The sequence below is a fragment of the Streptomyces sp. SDT5-1 genome, from assembly GCF_052245995.1.
Classification (GTDB): Bacteria; Actinomycetota; Actinomycetes; order Streptomycetales; family Streptomycetaceae; genus Streptomyces.
Map to the genome: position 1 here is coordinate 4,025,767 of NZ_CM125963.1, position 13,834 is coordinate 4,039,600.

13 protein-coding genes and 1 pseudogene are annotated in these 13,834 nt (G+C 72.5%); 7 read left to right on the top strand and 7 right to left on the bottom strand.

Annotation, left to right across the window (positions count from 1 at the left end):
• Positions 1 to 12 precede the first annotated feature (12 nt).
• Together ACTWJ8_RS18570 and ACTWJ8_RS18575 are read right to left on the bottom strand one after the other, a co-directional pair.
• Positions 13 to 687 carry a response regulator transcription factor gene (locus tag ACTWJ8_RS18570; RefSeq protein WP_356389723.1) on the bottom strand — a complete coding sequence of 225 codons (675 nt, stop codon included), beginning with the start codon at positions 685 to 687 and terminating at the stop codon, positions 13 to 15.
• Positions 688 to 728: 41 nt separating this feature from the next.
• Complete coding sequence (locus ACTWJ8_RS18575) at positions 729 to 1,931, bottom strand: sensor histidine kinase (RefSeq protein ID WP_356389726.1); 1,203 nt, start codon at positions 1,929 to 1,931, stop codon at positions 729 to 731.
• 128 nt (positions 1,932 to 2,059) lie between these two features.
• Between ACTWJ8_RS18575 and ACTWJ8_RS18580 the strand changes: the two genes are divergently transcribed.
• Complete coding sequence (locus ACTWJ8_RS18580) at positions 2,060 to 3,085, top strand: SAM-dependent methyltransferase (RefSeq protein WP_443264572.1); 1,026 nt, start codon at positions 2,060 to 2,062, stop codon at positions 3,083 to 3,085.
• Here ACTWJ8_RS18580 and ACTWJ8_RS18585 read toward each other — a convergent pair.
• Positions 3,050 to 4,201 carry an NADH-quinone oxidoreductase subunit D gene (locus tag ACTWJ8_RS18585; RefSeq protein ID WP_356389728.1) on the bottom strand — a complete coding sequence of 384 codons (1,152 nt, stop codon included), beginning with the start codon at positions 4,199 to 4,201 and terminating at the stop codon, positions 3,050 to 3,052. The genes ACTWJ8_RS18580 and ACTWJ8_RS18585 overlap by 36 nt on opposite strands.
• Positions 4,202 to 4,232: 31 nt before the next feature.
• Between ACTWJ8_RS18585 and ACTWJ8_RS18590 the strand changes: the two genes are divergently transcribed.
• Positions 4,233 to 4,739: a PH domain-containing protein gene (locus ACTWJ8_RS18590; protein WP_356389732.1), complete on the top strand. Its 507-nt coding sequence runs from the start codon at positions 4,233 to 4,235 to the stop codon at positions 4,737 to 4,739.
• Between the two features lie 50 nt (positions 4,740 to 4,789).
• Positions 4,790 to 6,085, top strand: coding sequence for a PH domain-containing protein (locus ACTWJ8_RS18595; protein WP_443264574.1), 1,296 nt, complete (start codon positions 4,790 to 4,792; stop codon positions 6,083 to 6,085).
• A 67-nt stretch (positions 6,086 to 6,152) separates the two neighbouring features.
• Here the strand turns inward: ACTWJ8_RS18595 and ACTWJ8_RS18600 are convergent, their stop codons facing one another.
• The 4 genes from ACTWJ8_RS18600 to ACTWJ8_RS18615 form a co-directional block, all read right to left on the bottom strand.
• Positions 6,153 to 7,109, bottom strand: a complete 957-nt coding sequence (locus tag ACTWJ8_RS18600) for a hypothetical protein (RefSeq protein WP_443264576.1) — start codon at positions 7,107 to 7,109, stop codon at positions 6,153 to 6,155.
• Positions 7,110 to 7,371: 262 nt separating this feature from the next.
• A complete protein-coding gene (locus ACTWJ8_RS18605) occupies positions 7,372 to 8,334 on the bottom strand; it encodes an ABC transporter substrate-binding protein (protein WP_443264577.1) in 963 nt (320 codons plus the stop codon).
• Between the two features lie 59 nt (positions 8,335 to 8,393).
• On the bottom strand, positions 8,394 to 9,062 hold the full coding sequence (locus tag ACTWJ8_RS18610; RefSeq protein WP_356389741.1) for an ABC transporter permease: 669 nt from the start codon (positions 9,060 to 9,062) through the stop codon (positions 8,394 to 8,396).
• Positions 9,059 to 9,808 carry an ABC transporter permease gene (locus tag ACTWJ8_RS18615; RefSeq protein WP_356389744.1) on the bottom strand — a complete coding sequence of 250 codons (750 nt, stop codon included), beginning with the start codon at positions 9,806 to 9,808 and terminating at the stop codon, positions 9,059 to 9,061. Before ACTWJ8_RS18615 ends, ACTWJ8_RS18610 begins: the two co-directional genes overlap by 4 nt.
• A 196-nt stretch (positions 9,809 to 10,004) precedes the next feature.
• Between ACTWJ8_RS18615 and ACTWJ8_RS18620 the strand changes: the two genes are divergently transcribed.
• From ACTWJ8_RS18620 to ACTWJ8_RS18635, 4 genes and pseudogenes are all read left to right on the top strand, one after another.
• Positions 10,005 to 11,159, top strand: coding sequence for an ABC transporter ATP-binding protein (locus ACTWJ8_RS18620; protein ID WP_356389746.1), 1,155 nt, complete (start codon positions 10,005 to 10,007; stop codon positions 11,157 to 11,159).
• 153 nt (positions 11,160 to 11,312) lie between these two features.
• Positions 11,313 to 12,269: pseudogene (locus ACTWJ8_RS18625) on the top strand (phosphatidylglycerol lysyltransferase domain-containing protein); the annotation flags it as partial.
• A gap of 17 nt (positions 12,270 to 12,286) precedes the next feature.
• Complete coding sequence (gene folP / locus ACTWJ8_RS18630; protein ID WP_356389748.1) at positions 12,287 to 13,150, top strand: dihydropteroate synthase; 864 nt, start codon at positions 12,287 to 12,289, stop codon at positions 13,148 to 13,150.
• Positions 13,147 to 13,668, top strand: a complete 522-nt coding sequence (locus ACTWJ8_RS18635) for a nuclear transport factor 2 family protein (RefSeq protein ID WP_356389750.1) — start codon at positions 13,147 to 13,149, stop codon at positions 13,666 to 13,668. The genes folP and ACTWJ8_RS18635 overlap by 4 nt, the downstream gene beginning before the upstream one ends.
• The last annotated feature ends 166 nt before the right edge of the window (positions 13,669 to 13,834 follow it).

Genomic DNA, 13,834 nt, shown 5'->3' on the forward strand with positions numbered 1-13,834 from the left:
GGATGGCCGGGCTCAGGCGCCCGCGCCGCCCGCGCGGACGAGCCCCGTCTCGTAGGCGAGGACGACGACCTGGACGCGGTCGCGCAGGTCGAGCTTGGTCAGGATGCGGCCGACGTGGGTCTTCACGGTGGCCTCGGACAGGACCAGGCGCGCGGCGATCTCGCCGTTCGAGTGGCCCTGCGCGACCAGGACCATGACCTCGCGCTCGCGCTCGGTGAGCCGCTCCAGGCGCTCGTGCTGCGGCTGGTCGGGGCCGCTGGGCAGCATGGGGGCGAACCGGTCGAGGAGGCGCCTGGTCGTGGAAGGGGCGACCACCGCGTCGCCGCTGTGCACGGCGCGGATCGCGGTCAGCAGCTCGCCGGGCGGCACGTCCTTGAGCATGAACCCGGAGGCCCCGGCCCGCAGCCCCGAGAAGGCGTACTCGTCGAGGTCGAAGGTGGTCAGGATGAGCACCTTGGGCGAGTCGGGCTCGGAGCAGATCCGCCGCGTCGTCTCGACGCCGTCGAGCTTCGGCATGCGGACGTCCATGAGGACCACGTCCACGGCCGTCGAGCGCAGCACCTCCAGAGCCTCGACGCCGTCGCCCGCCTCGGCGACGACCTCCATGTCCGGCTGCGCGGCCAGCACCATGCGGAAGCCGGTGCGCAGCAGCACCTGGTCGTCGACGAGCATGACCTTGATCGACATCGGGCGGTCCTCACTTGTCCGTGGCGATGGACTGGTACGTGTCAATGGGCGGGCTTCAAAGGCAGCAGCACGCTGATGCGGAAGCCACCGCCGGGGCGCGGTCCCGCGTCCAGCGTGCCGCCGACCATACCGACGCGCTCGCGCATCCCGATGAGGCCGTGGCCGCGGCCGTCCGCGCCCCCGTCCTCGTACAGCTCGTGCGGGGCGCCCTTGCCGTCGTCCTCGACGAGCAGGCCGAGGCCGTCGTCGAAGTAGACGAGGCGGACGCTGGCGCCCGCGTTCGGGCCGCCGTGCTTGCGGGTGTTGGTGAGGGCTTCCTGGACGATCCGGTACGCGGTCAGCTCGACGCCGCTGGGCAGCGGACGCGGGGTGCCCTCGACCTTGAAGTCGACCGGAAGGCCCGCCGTGCGCACCTGCTCGACGAGCTCCTCTATCTGCTCGACGTCGGGCTGCGGGACGTACTCGCCCGCCTCCTCGTGCTCCCCGGTGCGCAGCACGCCGAGCAGCCTGCGCATCTCCGCGAGCGCCTGCCGACCGGTGCCCGAGATCGTCTCCAGAGCCTTCTTGGCCTGGTCGGGCGCCTGGTCGAGGACGTAGGCGGCACCGTCGGCCTGCACCACCATCACCGACACGTTGTGCGCGACGACGTCGTGCAACTCGCGTGCGATGCGCGCCCTTTCGGCCGCCACCGCGACCTTCGACTGCGCCTCGCGCTCCTTCTCCAGGCGGTTGGCGCGCTCCTCCAGCTGCTCCAGGTACGCGCGCCTGGTGCGCAGCGAGTCGCCGAGGACCCACGCCAGGGCGAACGGCACCATCTGGAAGACGGTGACGAGGACCTGGCCCGCGGTGCTGATGTCGCCGACCGTGGGCCAGCGCAGCTGCGAGAGCGGCGCCGCGAGCAGCCCGCCGACGAGGCCGAAGCGGGACGCCCAGCGCGGCCCGCTCACCGCGCACGTGTAGATGATGACCAGCATCGCGAAGTCCGACGGGTTGACCCGCGCGTCGAACACCAGCTGGCCGAGGCCCGCGACGACCGCGAGCAGCAGCATCTTGTCCGGCATCCGACGGCGCAGCGCGACCACCACGGACAGCAGCACGGAGCAGACGATCAGCGCCGCCTCGTTCCCCTGTCCGGAACCGCCGGCCCCGTTGGCCCCCACCACGGACATGCCGAGAAGAATCACGGCCCAGAAGCCGTCGACCCACGTCGGGTGTCTGCGGAGGAAGTCGTAGACGCGCTGCACGTAACCCAGCGTAGGTAAGCGTGCAGCGTGCAGGGGTCAACCGGAGGGCCGATCCGGACCCGGCGCGCGTACTCCTGAAGGTGGAGGCAGCGAGCGGCGCACGCGCCCGGCGCACATAGCCTTCAGGCGTGGAGAACGGACGAGAAGGAGCGCCGCGCGGGTGGCGCGCGGCCATGGAAGAGGCGCTGTACGGAGCGGCCGGCTTCTACCGCAGGCCCGAGGGCCCCGCCGGGCATTTCCGCACGTCCGTGCATGCGTCGCCGCTGTTTGCAGGGGCCGTGGCCGAGCTGCTGTGCCGGGTGGACAGGGCCCTCGGCGGGCCCGCGGAGCTCGCCTTCGTCGACATGGCCGCGGGGCGCGGCGAACTGGTTTCCGGTGTCCTGGCGGCACTGCCGGAAAAAGTGGCACTACGCGCGCGTGCCTACGCGGTCGAGAAGGCGGAGCGCCCGCCGGGGCTCGACCACCGCATCGAGTGGCGGTCCGAGCCGCCGACGGGCGTCACCGGTCTCCTCTTCGCGAACGAGTGGCTGGACAACGTGCCCCTCGAGGTCGTCGAGGCGGACGCGGACGGGGCGGCCCGGCTCGTCCTCGTACGGGAGGACGGCACGGAGTCGCTGAGCCCCGCGCCCCTGGACGAGGAGGCGGCGGACTGGCTGCGCCGGTGGTGGCCGCTGCCGCCCGAACCGGGCCTTCGCGCCGAGGTCGGTCGGCCCCGCGACGAGGCCTGGACGGCGGCCGTGGGCACCCTGGAGCGCGGTCTCGCGGTCGCGGTCGACTACGCGCACACGCGCGCGTCCCGGCCGCCCTTCGGCACGCTCACGGGCTTCCGCGAGGGCCGAGAGACGACGCCCGTGCCCGACGGCTCCCGCGACATCACGGCGCACGTGGCGCTCGACGCGTGCGCGGCGACCCCGGGGGCCCTGCTGGTGACCCAGCGGGCCGCTCTGGGCGCCCTGGGGGTGCGGGCGGGCCGCCCGCCGCTGGCGCTCGCCTCCCGGGACCCGGCGGCGTACGTACGGGCCCTCGCGGGCGCGGGCGAGGCCGCGGAGCTGACCGCGCGCGGCGGCCTCGGCGACTTCGGCTGGCTGGTCGATCCGGTGGGGCTCCCCGCGGACGGGCTACTTGTCGATGTCCCCGACCACGAAGAACAGTGATCCGAGGATCGCCACCATGTCGGCGACGAGCGTCCCGGGAAGCAGCTCGGTCAGCGCCTGGATGTTGTTGTACGACGCGGAGCGCAGCTTGAGCCGGTACGGCGTCTTCTCGCCCTTGGAGACGAGGTAGTAGCCGTTGATGCCCAGCGGGTTCTCCGTCCACGCGTACGTGTGGCCCTCGGGCGCCTTGAGGACCTTCGGGAGGCGCTGGTTGACCGGGCCCTGCGGCAGTTCGGCGAGCCGGTCCAGGCAGGCGTCGGCGAGGTCGAGCGCGTTGTGGGCCTGCTCCAGGAGGCACTCGAACCGGGCCAGGCAGTCGCCTTCTTGTCGCGTGACGACCTTCAGGGTGTCCTGAAGCTCTCCGTAGGCGAGGTACGGCTCGTCGCGGCGGAGGTCGAAGTCGACGCCGGAGGCGCGGGCGATCGGGCCGCTGACCCCGTAGGCGTGCGCGGCCTCGGCGGACAGCACGCCCACCCCGCGCGTACGGCCGCGGAAGATCTCGTTGCCGAGCACCAGGTTGTCGTAGACGTCCATCCGGGAGCGCACGCTCGCGACGGCCGCACGCGCGCGCGTGGTCCAGCCGAGCGGCAGGTCCTCCTTGAGGCCACCGACGCGGTTGAACATGTAGTGCATGCGCCCGCCGGAGACCTCCTCCATCACGTTCTGGAGCTCCTCGCGCTCACGGAAGGCGTGGAAGACGGGCGTGATTCCGCCCAGTTCGAGCGGGTACGAACCGAGGAACATCAGATGGTTGAGCACCCGGTTCAGCTCCGCGAGCAGCGTGCGCAGCCAGACGGCCCGCTCCGGAACCTCCATGCCCAGCATCCGCTCGACGGCGAGCACGACGCCCAGCTCGTTCGAGAACGCGGACAGCCAGTCGTGGCGGTTCGCCAGCATCACGATCTGCCGGTAGTCGCGCGCCTCGAAGAGCTTCTCCGCACCGCGGTGCATATAGCCGATGACCGGCTCCGCGTGCTGGATCCGCTCGCCGTCGAGCACGAGACGCAGGCGCAGCACACCATGGGTGGAAGGGTGCTGCGGACCGATGTTGAGCACCATGTCGGTGCTCTCCGCGGCACCGCCGATGCCGACCGTGGCCTGAGTCGTGGGCGTCATGGACACAGTCTCTCGTACGTAGGGTGAATCCATGGAGACAGGGGCGACAGGGGCCGCGAGCCCGACCGGGACGACGGCGCCCGACTGGACGGGGCTGCCGTCCGGGCTGCTGAGGCTGCGCCGTCTGCTGCTGGTCGGCTGGCTGGTGCCGCTGACGGTGGCCGTCGGCGCGCTGCTCGGCCTGTTCGTGGGCCCGGGGTGGGCGGCGTTCGCCGTGCTCCCCCTGGTGGTCCTGGTGTGGGGCTGGGTGATGCTGGGCCGCAACTGGCGCTCGTGGCGGTACGCGGAGCGGGCCGACGACCTGCTGATCAGCCGCGGTGTCCTGTGGCACGAGGAGACGATCGTGCCGTACGGCCGGATGCAGCTCGTCGAGGTCACGTCGGGGCCGCTGGAGCGGAAGTTCGGCCTGGCGAGCCTTCAGCTGCACACCGCCGCCGCGGCCACCGACGCGACGATCCCCGGCCTCGCGCCGGAGGAGGCCGAACGGCTGCGCGACCGCCTCACCGAACTCGGCGAGGCCCGATCGGCGGGCCTGTGACGGCCTCCCGCGTCCCCGAAGGCGTCCCGGCCCAGGAGACGGACGCGAGCGTGCGAGAGCGGCGCCTGCACCCCGTCACGCCGCTGCGCCGGGCGTGGGCGCCCATCGCGATCCTCCTCGGCTGGGCCGTGCACGACATGGACCAGGCGCAGCGCCAGCTCGCCCGCCTCACCGCCACCACCCTCCTCATCGGGCTCGCGGTGCTCGTCCCGGCCGCCGCCCTGTACGGGTTCCTCACCTGGTGGTTCACGCACTTCGCCGTGACGGACACCGAACTGCGCATCCGTACGGGCCTGTTGTTCCGCCGCACCGCCCACATCCGGCTCGACCGCCTTCAGGCGGTGGACGTCACACAGCCGCTCCTGGCCCGCTTCGTCGGCGTCGCGAAACTGAAACTCGACGTCGTAGGGGCCGACAAGAAGGACGAGCTCGCCTTCTTGGGTGAGCGCGAGGCACGCGCCCTGCGGGCCGAACTCCTCGCCCGGGCGGCCGGATTCGCGCCCGACGCGGCGCAGGACGTGGGCGAGGCGCCGGCGCGGCCGATCCTGCACACGCCCCCGCGAATGCTCGCCGTCGCGCTGCTCCTGACGGGCGCCCCCTGGGCGATGCTGCTCGCCGCCGTCGCCGTACCGACTCTCCTGTGGTTCGCCACCCACAACCTGTGGACGGTGATCGCGGTCGCGGTGCCGCTGATCGGCGGGGCCTTCACCAACAGCGCGGGCCGGTACGTCAAGGAGTACGACTGGACGGTCGGCGAGTCCCAGGACGGGCTGCGCATCGACCACGGGCTGCTCGACCGGGTGCACGAGACGGTGCCGCCGGGCCGGGTGCAGACCGTGCGGATCGTCGAACCGCTGCTGTGGCGGCGGCGCGGCTGGGTCCGCGTCGAGCTGCACGTCGCCGGGTCGTCGAACACCGTGCTCGTGCCGGTGGCGCCGCGCGAGGACGCAGAGGACGTCGTCGCGCGGATCCTGCCGGGCGTCGTGGTGCCGAAGCCGGCCGACTTCGCGGGGGCGCCGCGGCGCGGGCGCTGGTGCGTGCCGGTGTGGTGGCGCGGCTACGGGGTGGCGGTCACGGACACGGTGTTCGCCGCGCGCCAGGGGCTGTTGCGGCGGAGCGTCGCGCTCGTGCCGCACGCCAAGGTGCAGAGCGTGCGCCTGACGCAGGGGCCCTGGGAGCGATGCTGGCGGGTCGCCGGTCTGCACCTGGACACGGGGGCCAACAAGACGGTGACGGCCCGGCTGCGGGACGCGCAGGAGGCGGACGAGCTGCTGCGGGCGCAGGCCGACAGGTCCCGTACGGGGCGGCGGGACGCGCGGCCGGATCGGTGGATGGCGGGAGCGTGATCCCGGGGCCGGAAACGGCTGAGGGGCGAGTCGGCCGCCCGCCGACTCGCCCCTCGTCCGTTCGTCGCTATGCCTGAAGCGCCGACCGCAGCTCGCCCATGTCGATCTGCTCGGTCTCGTCGTGCTCGGTCAGGTCGATGACCTGCTGCTCACGCTCGTCGTTCTCGGAAACCTCGGAAGCACCGGACGCCTCGGAGGTCTCGACGGCCTCGGGAGACTCGGAGGTCTCCGCGGCCTCGGACGCAACCGCGGCCTCGGATGCCTCGACGGCCTCGGGCGCTGCGGCGACCTCGAGGCCATCGGTGGACTCCCGCGCCTCCATGGCCTCCGGAGCCCGCGCGTCGTCGACCTCGACCTCGGCGGCGACCTCCGCCGCCAGCTCCTCGCCCACGACGTCCGCGAGGTCCTCCTCGCGCCGCACGGAACGGCCGGCGCCGAAGAAGTCGAAGCCGCCCGTGGGAACCTTCCGCGCCGGGGCCGCCGGAGCGACCATCGCGGCGGCCGGCACGGTGAAGTGACCGGTCGCCGCCCCGGGCTTCCCCTGGGGATCGGCCTCCTTGGCGGCGGGCGCCTCGGGCTCGGGCCGCGCGAGGCGGTCGAGCGCCGCCGCGGCCCGCCGGTACATCTCCTGGGTCGGCCGCCCCGGCACCGCCGGGCGCACGGGCGGCAGCGCCTTCGCGGGGGCCGTGGCCTCTATCGCGAGGCGGCGCCGGCCCTCGAGGGCGCTGGCCCGCTCCGTCTCCGCGTTCGCGTACCGCCGCAGCAGCGCCGCGTGCTCGTTGCGCAGCGCGGCCAGCTCGGACCGCTTGGCCCGCAGCTTGCCCTCCAGGCGGGTGCGCAGCTCGCGCGACTCGTCGAGGTCGCCCTCCAGCTCCGCCACGGCCTCCTCGTGCCGCCACCGCTCGCTCGCGGCGCCGCGCGTCAGCTCGGCGACCCGCTTGCCGGCGAGCCGGTCCCAGCGGCGCATCACGACGGCGCCGACCACCGCGGCGGCGGCAGCGGCGGCGGCGATGCTCCGCAGCACGAGCGGATCGTCGGACAGCCAGGCGCCCCCCGCGCAGACGAGAGGCGCACCGGCGATCACCGTGGGAGGCAGCAGTCGGTGCAGGGGCGGAGAATGGCGGTGGCGTCCACGTGGCATGGCCAGAAACTTACCGCGCGTAGGCGAATCCCGAACCCCCGCCCGGCAAAATTCGGACACCCCTGTCACAGAAACCACCTAACCCCCGTACGAACAAGGTCACTCGGCGCGGGGTGCGCCACTCACGGCCGGGCGAGTTTCAAGATCATTTTCCGACGAGGTTCTTCGACTCCAGATACTCCTTCGCGACATCGGCCTCCTTCTGGCGCTCGGCGTCGACCTTCCGGTTCAGCTCGACGAGATCGTCGGTCGTGAGCGTGTCGGTCAACTTCCCGAGGGCGTCGGCGATCTTCTTGTCGCCCGCGTCCTTGGCGTTCACCACCGGAACGATGTTGTCCGCGTTCTGGAGCTTCTTGTCGTCCTGGAGAAGGACGAGCCCGAAGTTCTCCAGCGTCGCGTCGGTCGTGGTCGTCAGGACCAGCTGGTCCGTGCCGTTCTTCACCGCCTGCTTGGACTGCGTGGTCCCGACGCCCTTCGGGTCGATTCCCGTGACGTCGATCCCGTAGGTCTTCTTGAGGCCGGGCGCGCAGAAGGGCCGCGTCTCGCATTCGTCGCCCGCCGCGATCTTCACCTTCTCGCCGGACTTCCCGAGATCCGAAAGCGTCTTCAGCTTGTGCTTCTTCGCGAAGTCCTTGCTCACTGCGAACGCGTTCTGGTCGACGGCCTCCCCGGCGTCCAGAACCTTCAACTGCGGCTCGGCCAGCTTGCGCAGCGCGGCCACCGTGGCGTCGACATCGCTGGACGCCACCGGCTTCGCGTCCGAACCGTTCTTCTTCAGGTTGAGAAATTCCGCGAGCGTCGCCGCGTATTCGGGCACCACGTCGATCGCGCCCTTGGCGAGCTGCGGTTCGTAGATCTCCCGGTTCTCCACCGTCTTGACCGACGCGTCGTACCCGGCGTCGGCCAATATCTGCCGGTACAGCTCGCCGAGCACCTTGGCCTCGGTGAAGCGCGCGGCGCCGATGACGACCTTGCCCTTCCCACCGCCGCCCGAGCCGCCGGCGTCGTCCTTGCCCTCGAGGCTGTCGCCACCGCACGCGGTGAGCCCCGCGGTCAGCGCACCCACGGCCACGGCCGCCAGGGCCACTCGACGCGTTCTGCTGTTCATCGCTCTCCTCGTCGCACTGCCGGAACTGCCGGAACTGCCGGTCCTGCCAACAAACCTGGTCACGCCCGCCTCCTCATGGGGTCGAAGGCCCGCCCCACCGCGACGAACAGGCCCTCGACGACCAGCGCGAGCGCGGCCACGAGCACCGCCCCCGCGACCACCTGCGGAGTGTCCTGGAGGTTGAACCCGGCGGTGATGATCCGCCCGAGCCCGCCCTCCCCCGCCATCGCCGCGAGCGTCGCCGTCGCGATCACCTGCACCGTCGCCGAGCGGAGCCCGGTCATCACCAGCGGGTACGCGAGCGGCAGCTCGACCCGGGCGAACACCTGACGCCCGCTCATCCCCATGCCGCGCGCCGCCTCCACCACCGAACGGTCGACCTCGCGCATCCCCACGTACGCGTTCGTGAGCAGCGGCGGCACCGCGAACAGCACCAGCGCGATCAGCGTCGGCACGTCGCCGTGCCGGCCGAGCGGGGTGAGCGTGAGCAGCACGAGGACGGCCAGCGTCGGCACCGCGCGTCCCACGTTCGAGACGTTGATCGCGAGCGCGCCGCCCTTGCCCTTGTGCCCGAGCCACAGCGCGAGTGGCAGAGCGATCAGGCACGAGACCGCGAGGGCGACACCGCAGAAGTACAGATGCTCGGCGAGCCGGTGCCACACCCCCTTCTCGCCCTGCCAGTTGGCGCCCGTGGCCAGCCAGTCGTAGGCCCCCGATATCGCGTTCATGCCACCTTCTCCGGCTCGGCGCGCGGCACGTCCTCACGGCCGCGGAGCCCCGGTATTCGGAATCCTCCGCGCGCGGGGGCCGTCGCCCGCGTCCACGGCGTCAGCCACCGCTGGACGCCGAGCAGCAGCAGGTCCGCGGCGATCGCGAGCAGCACGCACAGCACCGACGCGGTGAGCACCTGTGCCTTGAAGTCGCTCTGGAGTCCGCCGACGATCAGCGTGCCGAGCCCGCCGTAGTCCACGATCGAGCCGACCGTCGTCAGCGCCACCGTGGAGACCGTGGCGATCCGCACGCCGGCCAGCATCGCCGGGAGCGCCAGCGGGAGTTCGACCTCCCACAGCAGCCGCAGCGGCCCGTACCCCATGCCGCGCGCGGCCTCCCTCGCCTCCTCCGGCACCGCCTGGAGCCCCGCCAGGACGTTCCGCACGAGGATCGTCAGGGAGTACAGCACCAGGCCCGTGATCACGAGCGAGACCGAGAGCCCGAACAGCGGCAGCAGCAGCGAGAACATCGCGAGCGAAGGGATCGAGTAGAGCACCGTGGTCACGCCGAGCACCGGTCCCGCGAGGACGCGGGAGCGCCGGGCGAGCAGCGCGAGCGGGAGCGATATGAGGACGCCGATCAGCACCGACGCCGCGGTGATGCCGAGGTGTTGGACGGTCGCGTCGACCAACTCCTGGCCGCGGGTGCGCACATACTCCCCGCACACCCAGTCATTGGCCACCAGGCAGTTCTGCTCGCTCACGCCGGCCACCTCCCCCGATTCCCCGAACGTATGTCAGCGCCCCGCACACCCGCACGCGCCTTTTCCGACTGCCGACGACCCTAGCCCCGCCCACTGACAACGGCCGAGGCCCCGGCGGCTCGTGCAACACGGCGTTCACAGGACTGCCTCGTCGGGGCATCCCCAACCGGGGCGTGGCCCGGCAGAATGGGGTCCCATGATCCGGTTCGAGCACGTCAGCAAGCGGTACGCGGACGGCACCACCGCCGTCGACGACCTGTCCTTCGAGGTGAACGAGGGCGAACTCGTCACGCTCGTCGGCCCGTCGGGCTGCGGCAAGACCACGACGATGAAGATGGTGAACCGGCTCATCGAACCCACCGCGGGCCGGATACTCCTCGACGGCGACGACATATCCGGGATCGACCCGGTCCAACTGCGGCGCCGCATCGGCTACGTCATCCAGCAGGTCGGCCTCTTCCCGCACAAGACGGTCCTCGACAACACCGCGACCGTGCCGCACCTGCTCGGCGTCAAGCGGGCGCAGGCGCGGGAGCGGGCCGCCGAACTGCTCGACCTGGTGGGCCTCGACCCGAAGACGTTCGGTGGCCGCTACCCCGAACAGCTCTCCGGTGGACAGCGGCAACGGGTCGGTGTGGCACGCGCGTTGGCCGCCGACCCGCCCGTGCTGCTCATGGACGAGCCGTTCGGCGCGGTCGACCCCGTCGTGCGCGAGCACCTCCAGACCGAGTTCCTGCGCCTCCAGCAGACGCTCGGCAAGACGGTCCTGTTCGTCACGCACGACATCGAGGAGGCCGTCCGTCTCGGTGACCGCATCGCCGTCTACGGGGCGGGCCGCATCGAGCAGTACGACACCCCGTCCGCGGTCCTCGGCACGCCCGCCACCGACTACGTGGCCGACTTCGTGGGCGCCGACCGCGGCCTCAAGCGGCTCTCCGTGACGCCCATCGAGGAGGGCGACCTGGAGCAGCCGCCGGTCGTGCACCTCGACGACCCGCTGCCCAAGGAGCTGGACGCCCGCTGGGCCGTCGTCCTCGACCACGACAACAACCTGCACGGCTGGATCTCCGCCGAGCACGCGCGCGTGGGCACCGGTTCCGTGCGGGAGCACGCGCGCCGCATGGAGGCCTGGCTACCCGTCGGCGCCCCGCTCAAGCAGGCGTTCGCGACGATGCTCCAGCACGACGCGGGCTGGATCGCCGTCATCGACGAGCGCGCCGAAGGACGCTTCCTCGGGGTGCTGACCCCGGCCCGGCTGCACGAGGCGCTGCGGCGCTCCACGGCGGCGGACGCGCGGGACATCACGCGCGCGGAGGTCGACCTGGAGACGGTCGAGCAGCTCGTCGACTGAGGCGCCCGCCGTCCCACGTGTGAGCGAACCCGCTCCCCGCGAGTGAACCGCCCCCGCTCCGGCTCCGTCCTAAAGGGCGCACGGCACGGATGCCCCATTCGGCACCGTACTTCGCGTTTCCAGCAGACCGATCCGGAAGGGGCACCGAGCCGTATGAACCGGACCCATGGCGGCCCCCACCTGATCGCCACCACCTGCCTCCTCGCCGGTGGGGTCGACATCGTCGGCGGGGTGCTGCCCCGGCTCCAGCGGGCCCGGTCCGGCGGGCTCGTCGAGGTGGCGGGCGGTGCCTGGGCGGCGGCGGGGGCGCTGGGGTGCGGGCTGCTGCTCGTGCTGCTCGCGCACGTGCTGCGGCGCCGCAAGCGGCGGGCCTGGTGGGCGGCCATGGGGCTGCTGCCGCTCGGCGCCTGCGCCCAGTTCGCGTACCGGGACTCCCCCGCGGGGCTCGTCGGCGTCGCCGTGAGCCTGGTGCCGCTGTGGCTCCTGGTGCGCGACCGGAAGCTGTTCGACGCGCCGCCCGACCCGCGCGGCCGCTGGCGCGCCCTGGCCAACTTCGTGCTGCTGGGTGCCGGTTCGCTGCTGATCGGCCTCGCCGTCGTCAGCGCGCACCCGCGGCGGCTGATCGGCGCCCCGAGCCTCGTGGACCGCCTGGAGCACGTCCTGTGCGGGCTGCTTGGCCTGGACGGGCCGCTCGTCTACGCGGGAGGCCCGGCGGGCGCGGAGCACACCGTCGCGCTCTCCCTCGCCGCGCTCGGCCTCGTCACCGCGGTCAGCACGCTGTACCTGGCATTCCGCCCCGAGGGCCCGCGCACACCCGCCAAGGGCATCGTGTTCTCGCCCAGCGGCAAGGCCGCGGTCCGCTACCGGGTCGTGTCCGGCGTCATGCTCGCCAAGGGTGACCCCGAGGGCGACGTGGAGGCGTGGCCCGGCGCCATGGAGCGCTTCATGGACGAGGCCCGCACCCACTCCTGGACGCCCGCCGTCGTGGACTGCTCCGAGACGGGATGCGCCGTCTGGACCCGCGAGACCGGCCTCTCGGCGCGGCCCCGCCAGGATTCCGGCGCCGCCCGCGCGGGCCGCCGAAGCCGCGAGGTCCCGCCCGTCCCGAAGGGCCTAGGCTTGAGGTCATGAGCACGTCGCAGGTCCGCCGGGGCCACGTAGCCAACCTCCCCGTTTGGGACCGCTGCGCGGTCATGGGGGTCGTCAATGTGACACCCGATTCGTTCTCGGACGGCGGCCGCTGGTTCGACACGACCGCTGCGATCAAGCACGGCCTCGACCTGGTCGCCCAGGGCGCCGACCTCGTCGACGTCGGCGGCGAGTCCACCCGCCCCGGCGCCACCCGGGTCGACGAGGACGAGGAGCTGCGCCGCGTCATCCCCGTCGTACGGGGACTCGCCTCCGAAGGCGTCACGATCTCGGTCGACACCATGCGGGCCTCCGTCGCCGAGCAGTCGCTCGCGGCGGGCGCGTCCCTGGTCAACGACGTGAGCGGGGGCCTCTCCGACCCGGCGATGGTCCCGGTCGTCGCCGCCACGGGCGCGCCCTTCGTGGTGATGCACTGGCGCGGCCTCCTGGAGGGCACGAACGTGCCGGGCACGTACGAGGACGTCGTCTCCGAGGTCGTGAACGAGCTGCACGCGCGCGTGGAGGCCGCCATCGAGGGCGGCATCTCCCCCGACCGCATCGTCCTCGACCCCGGCCTCGGCTTCTCCAAGAACGCCGAGCACGACCTCTCCCTGCTCGCCCACCTCGACCGGCTGCACGCGCTCGGACACCCGGTCCTCGTCGCGGCCTCCCGCAAGCGGTTCCTCGGCCATGTCCTGGCCGGCGAGCAGGGCGCCCCGCCGCCCGCCCGCGAGCGCGACGCCGCCACGGCCGCCGTCTCCGCCCTCGCCGCCCACGCGGGCGCCTGGGCCGTCCGCGTGCACGAGGTACGGGCCACCGCCGACGCCGTCCGCGTGGCGCGCGCGGTCGAAGGAGCGCAGTGACCGGCTCCGACGCCGAGGCCGTCGACACGGCGAACCGCACGTACTACGAAGCCATGGAACGCGGCGACTTCGAGGGGCTCACGTCCCTGTGGCTCGCCCCCGAGGACGTCGACTACGCCGAGGACACCGACCCGGACGAGGCCGAGGACACCTCGATCAGCTGCGTGCACCCCGGCTGGCCGGTGCTCACGGGCCGCGGCGAGGTGCTCCGCTCGTACGCGCTGATCATGGCGAACACGGAGTACATCCAGTTCTTCCTGACCGACGTGCACATCAGCGTCGTCGCCGACACCGCCCTGGTGACGTGCACGGAGAACATCCTCAGCGGCGGCCCCGCCCCCGAGGGCGGCGACGAACTCGGCCCGCTCGTCGGCCAGCGCGTCGTCGCCACCAATGTGTTCCGGCGCACACGGGACGGCTGGAAGCTCTGGTCGCACCACGCCTCGCCCGTGCTCGCGGAGGCGGACGACGAATCCGACGAAATGGGCGACACGGAAGACGGCGGCTCACCCGCCTGAGTGGGTAAGCGCCCCCAAAGGGCGCGAAATCCGGATGCGAGGTTGGGCTCTCGACCGCCTGGGTATGGGCGGCTACCAGCCGAGCACACGTGTGGGTCCGGTGTGCCGGGTGGGATCAGTCATAGCCCCCGCGGACCGGCGCTGTCGGTGCTCGCAGGTAGATTCG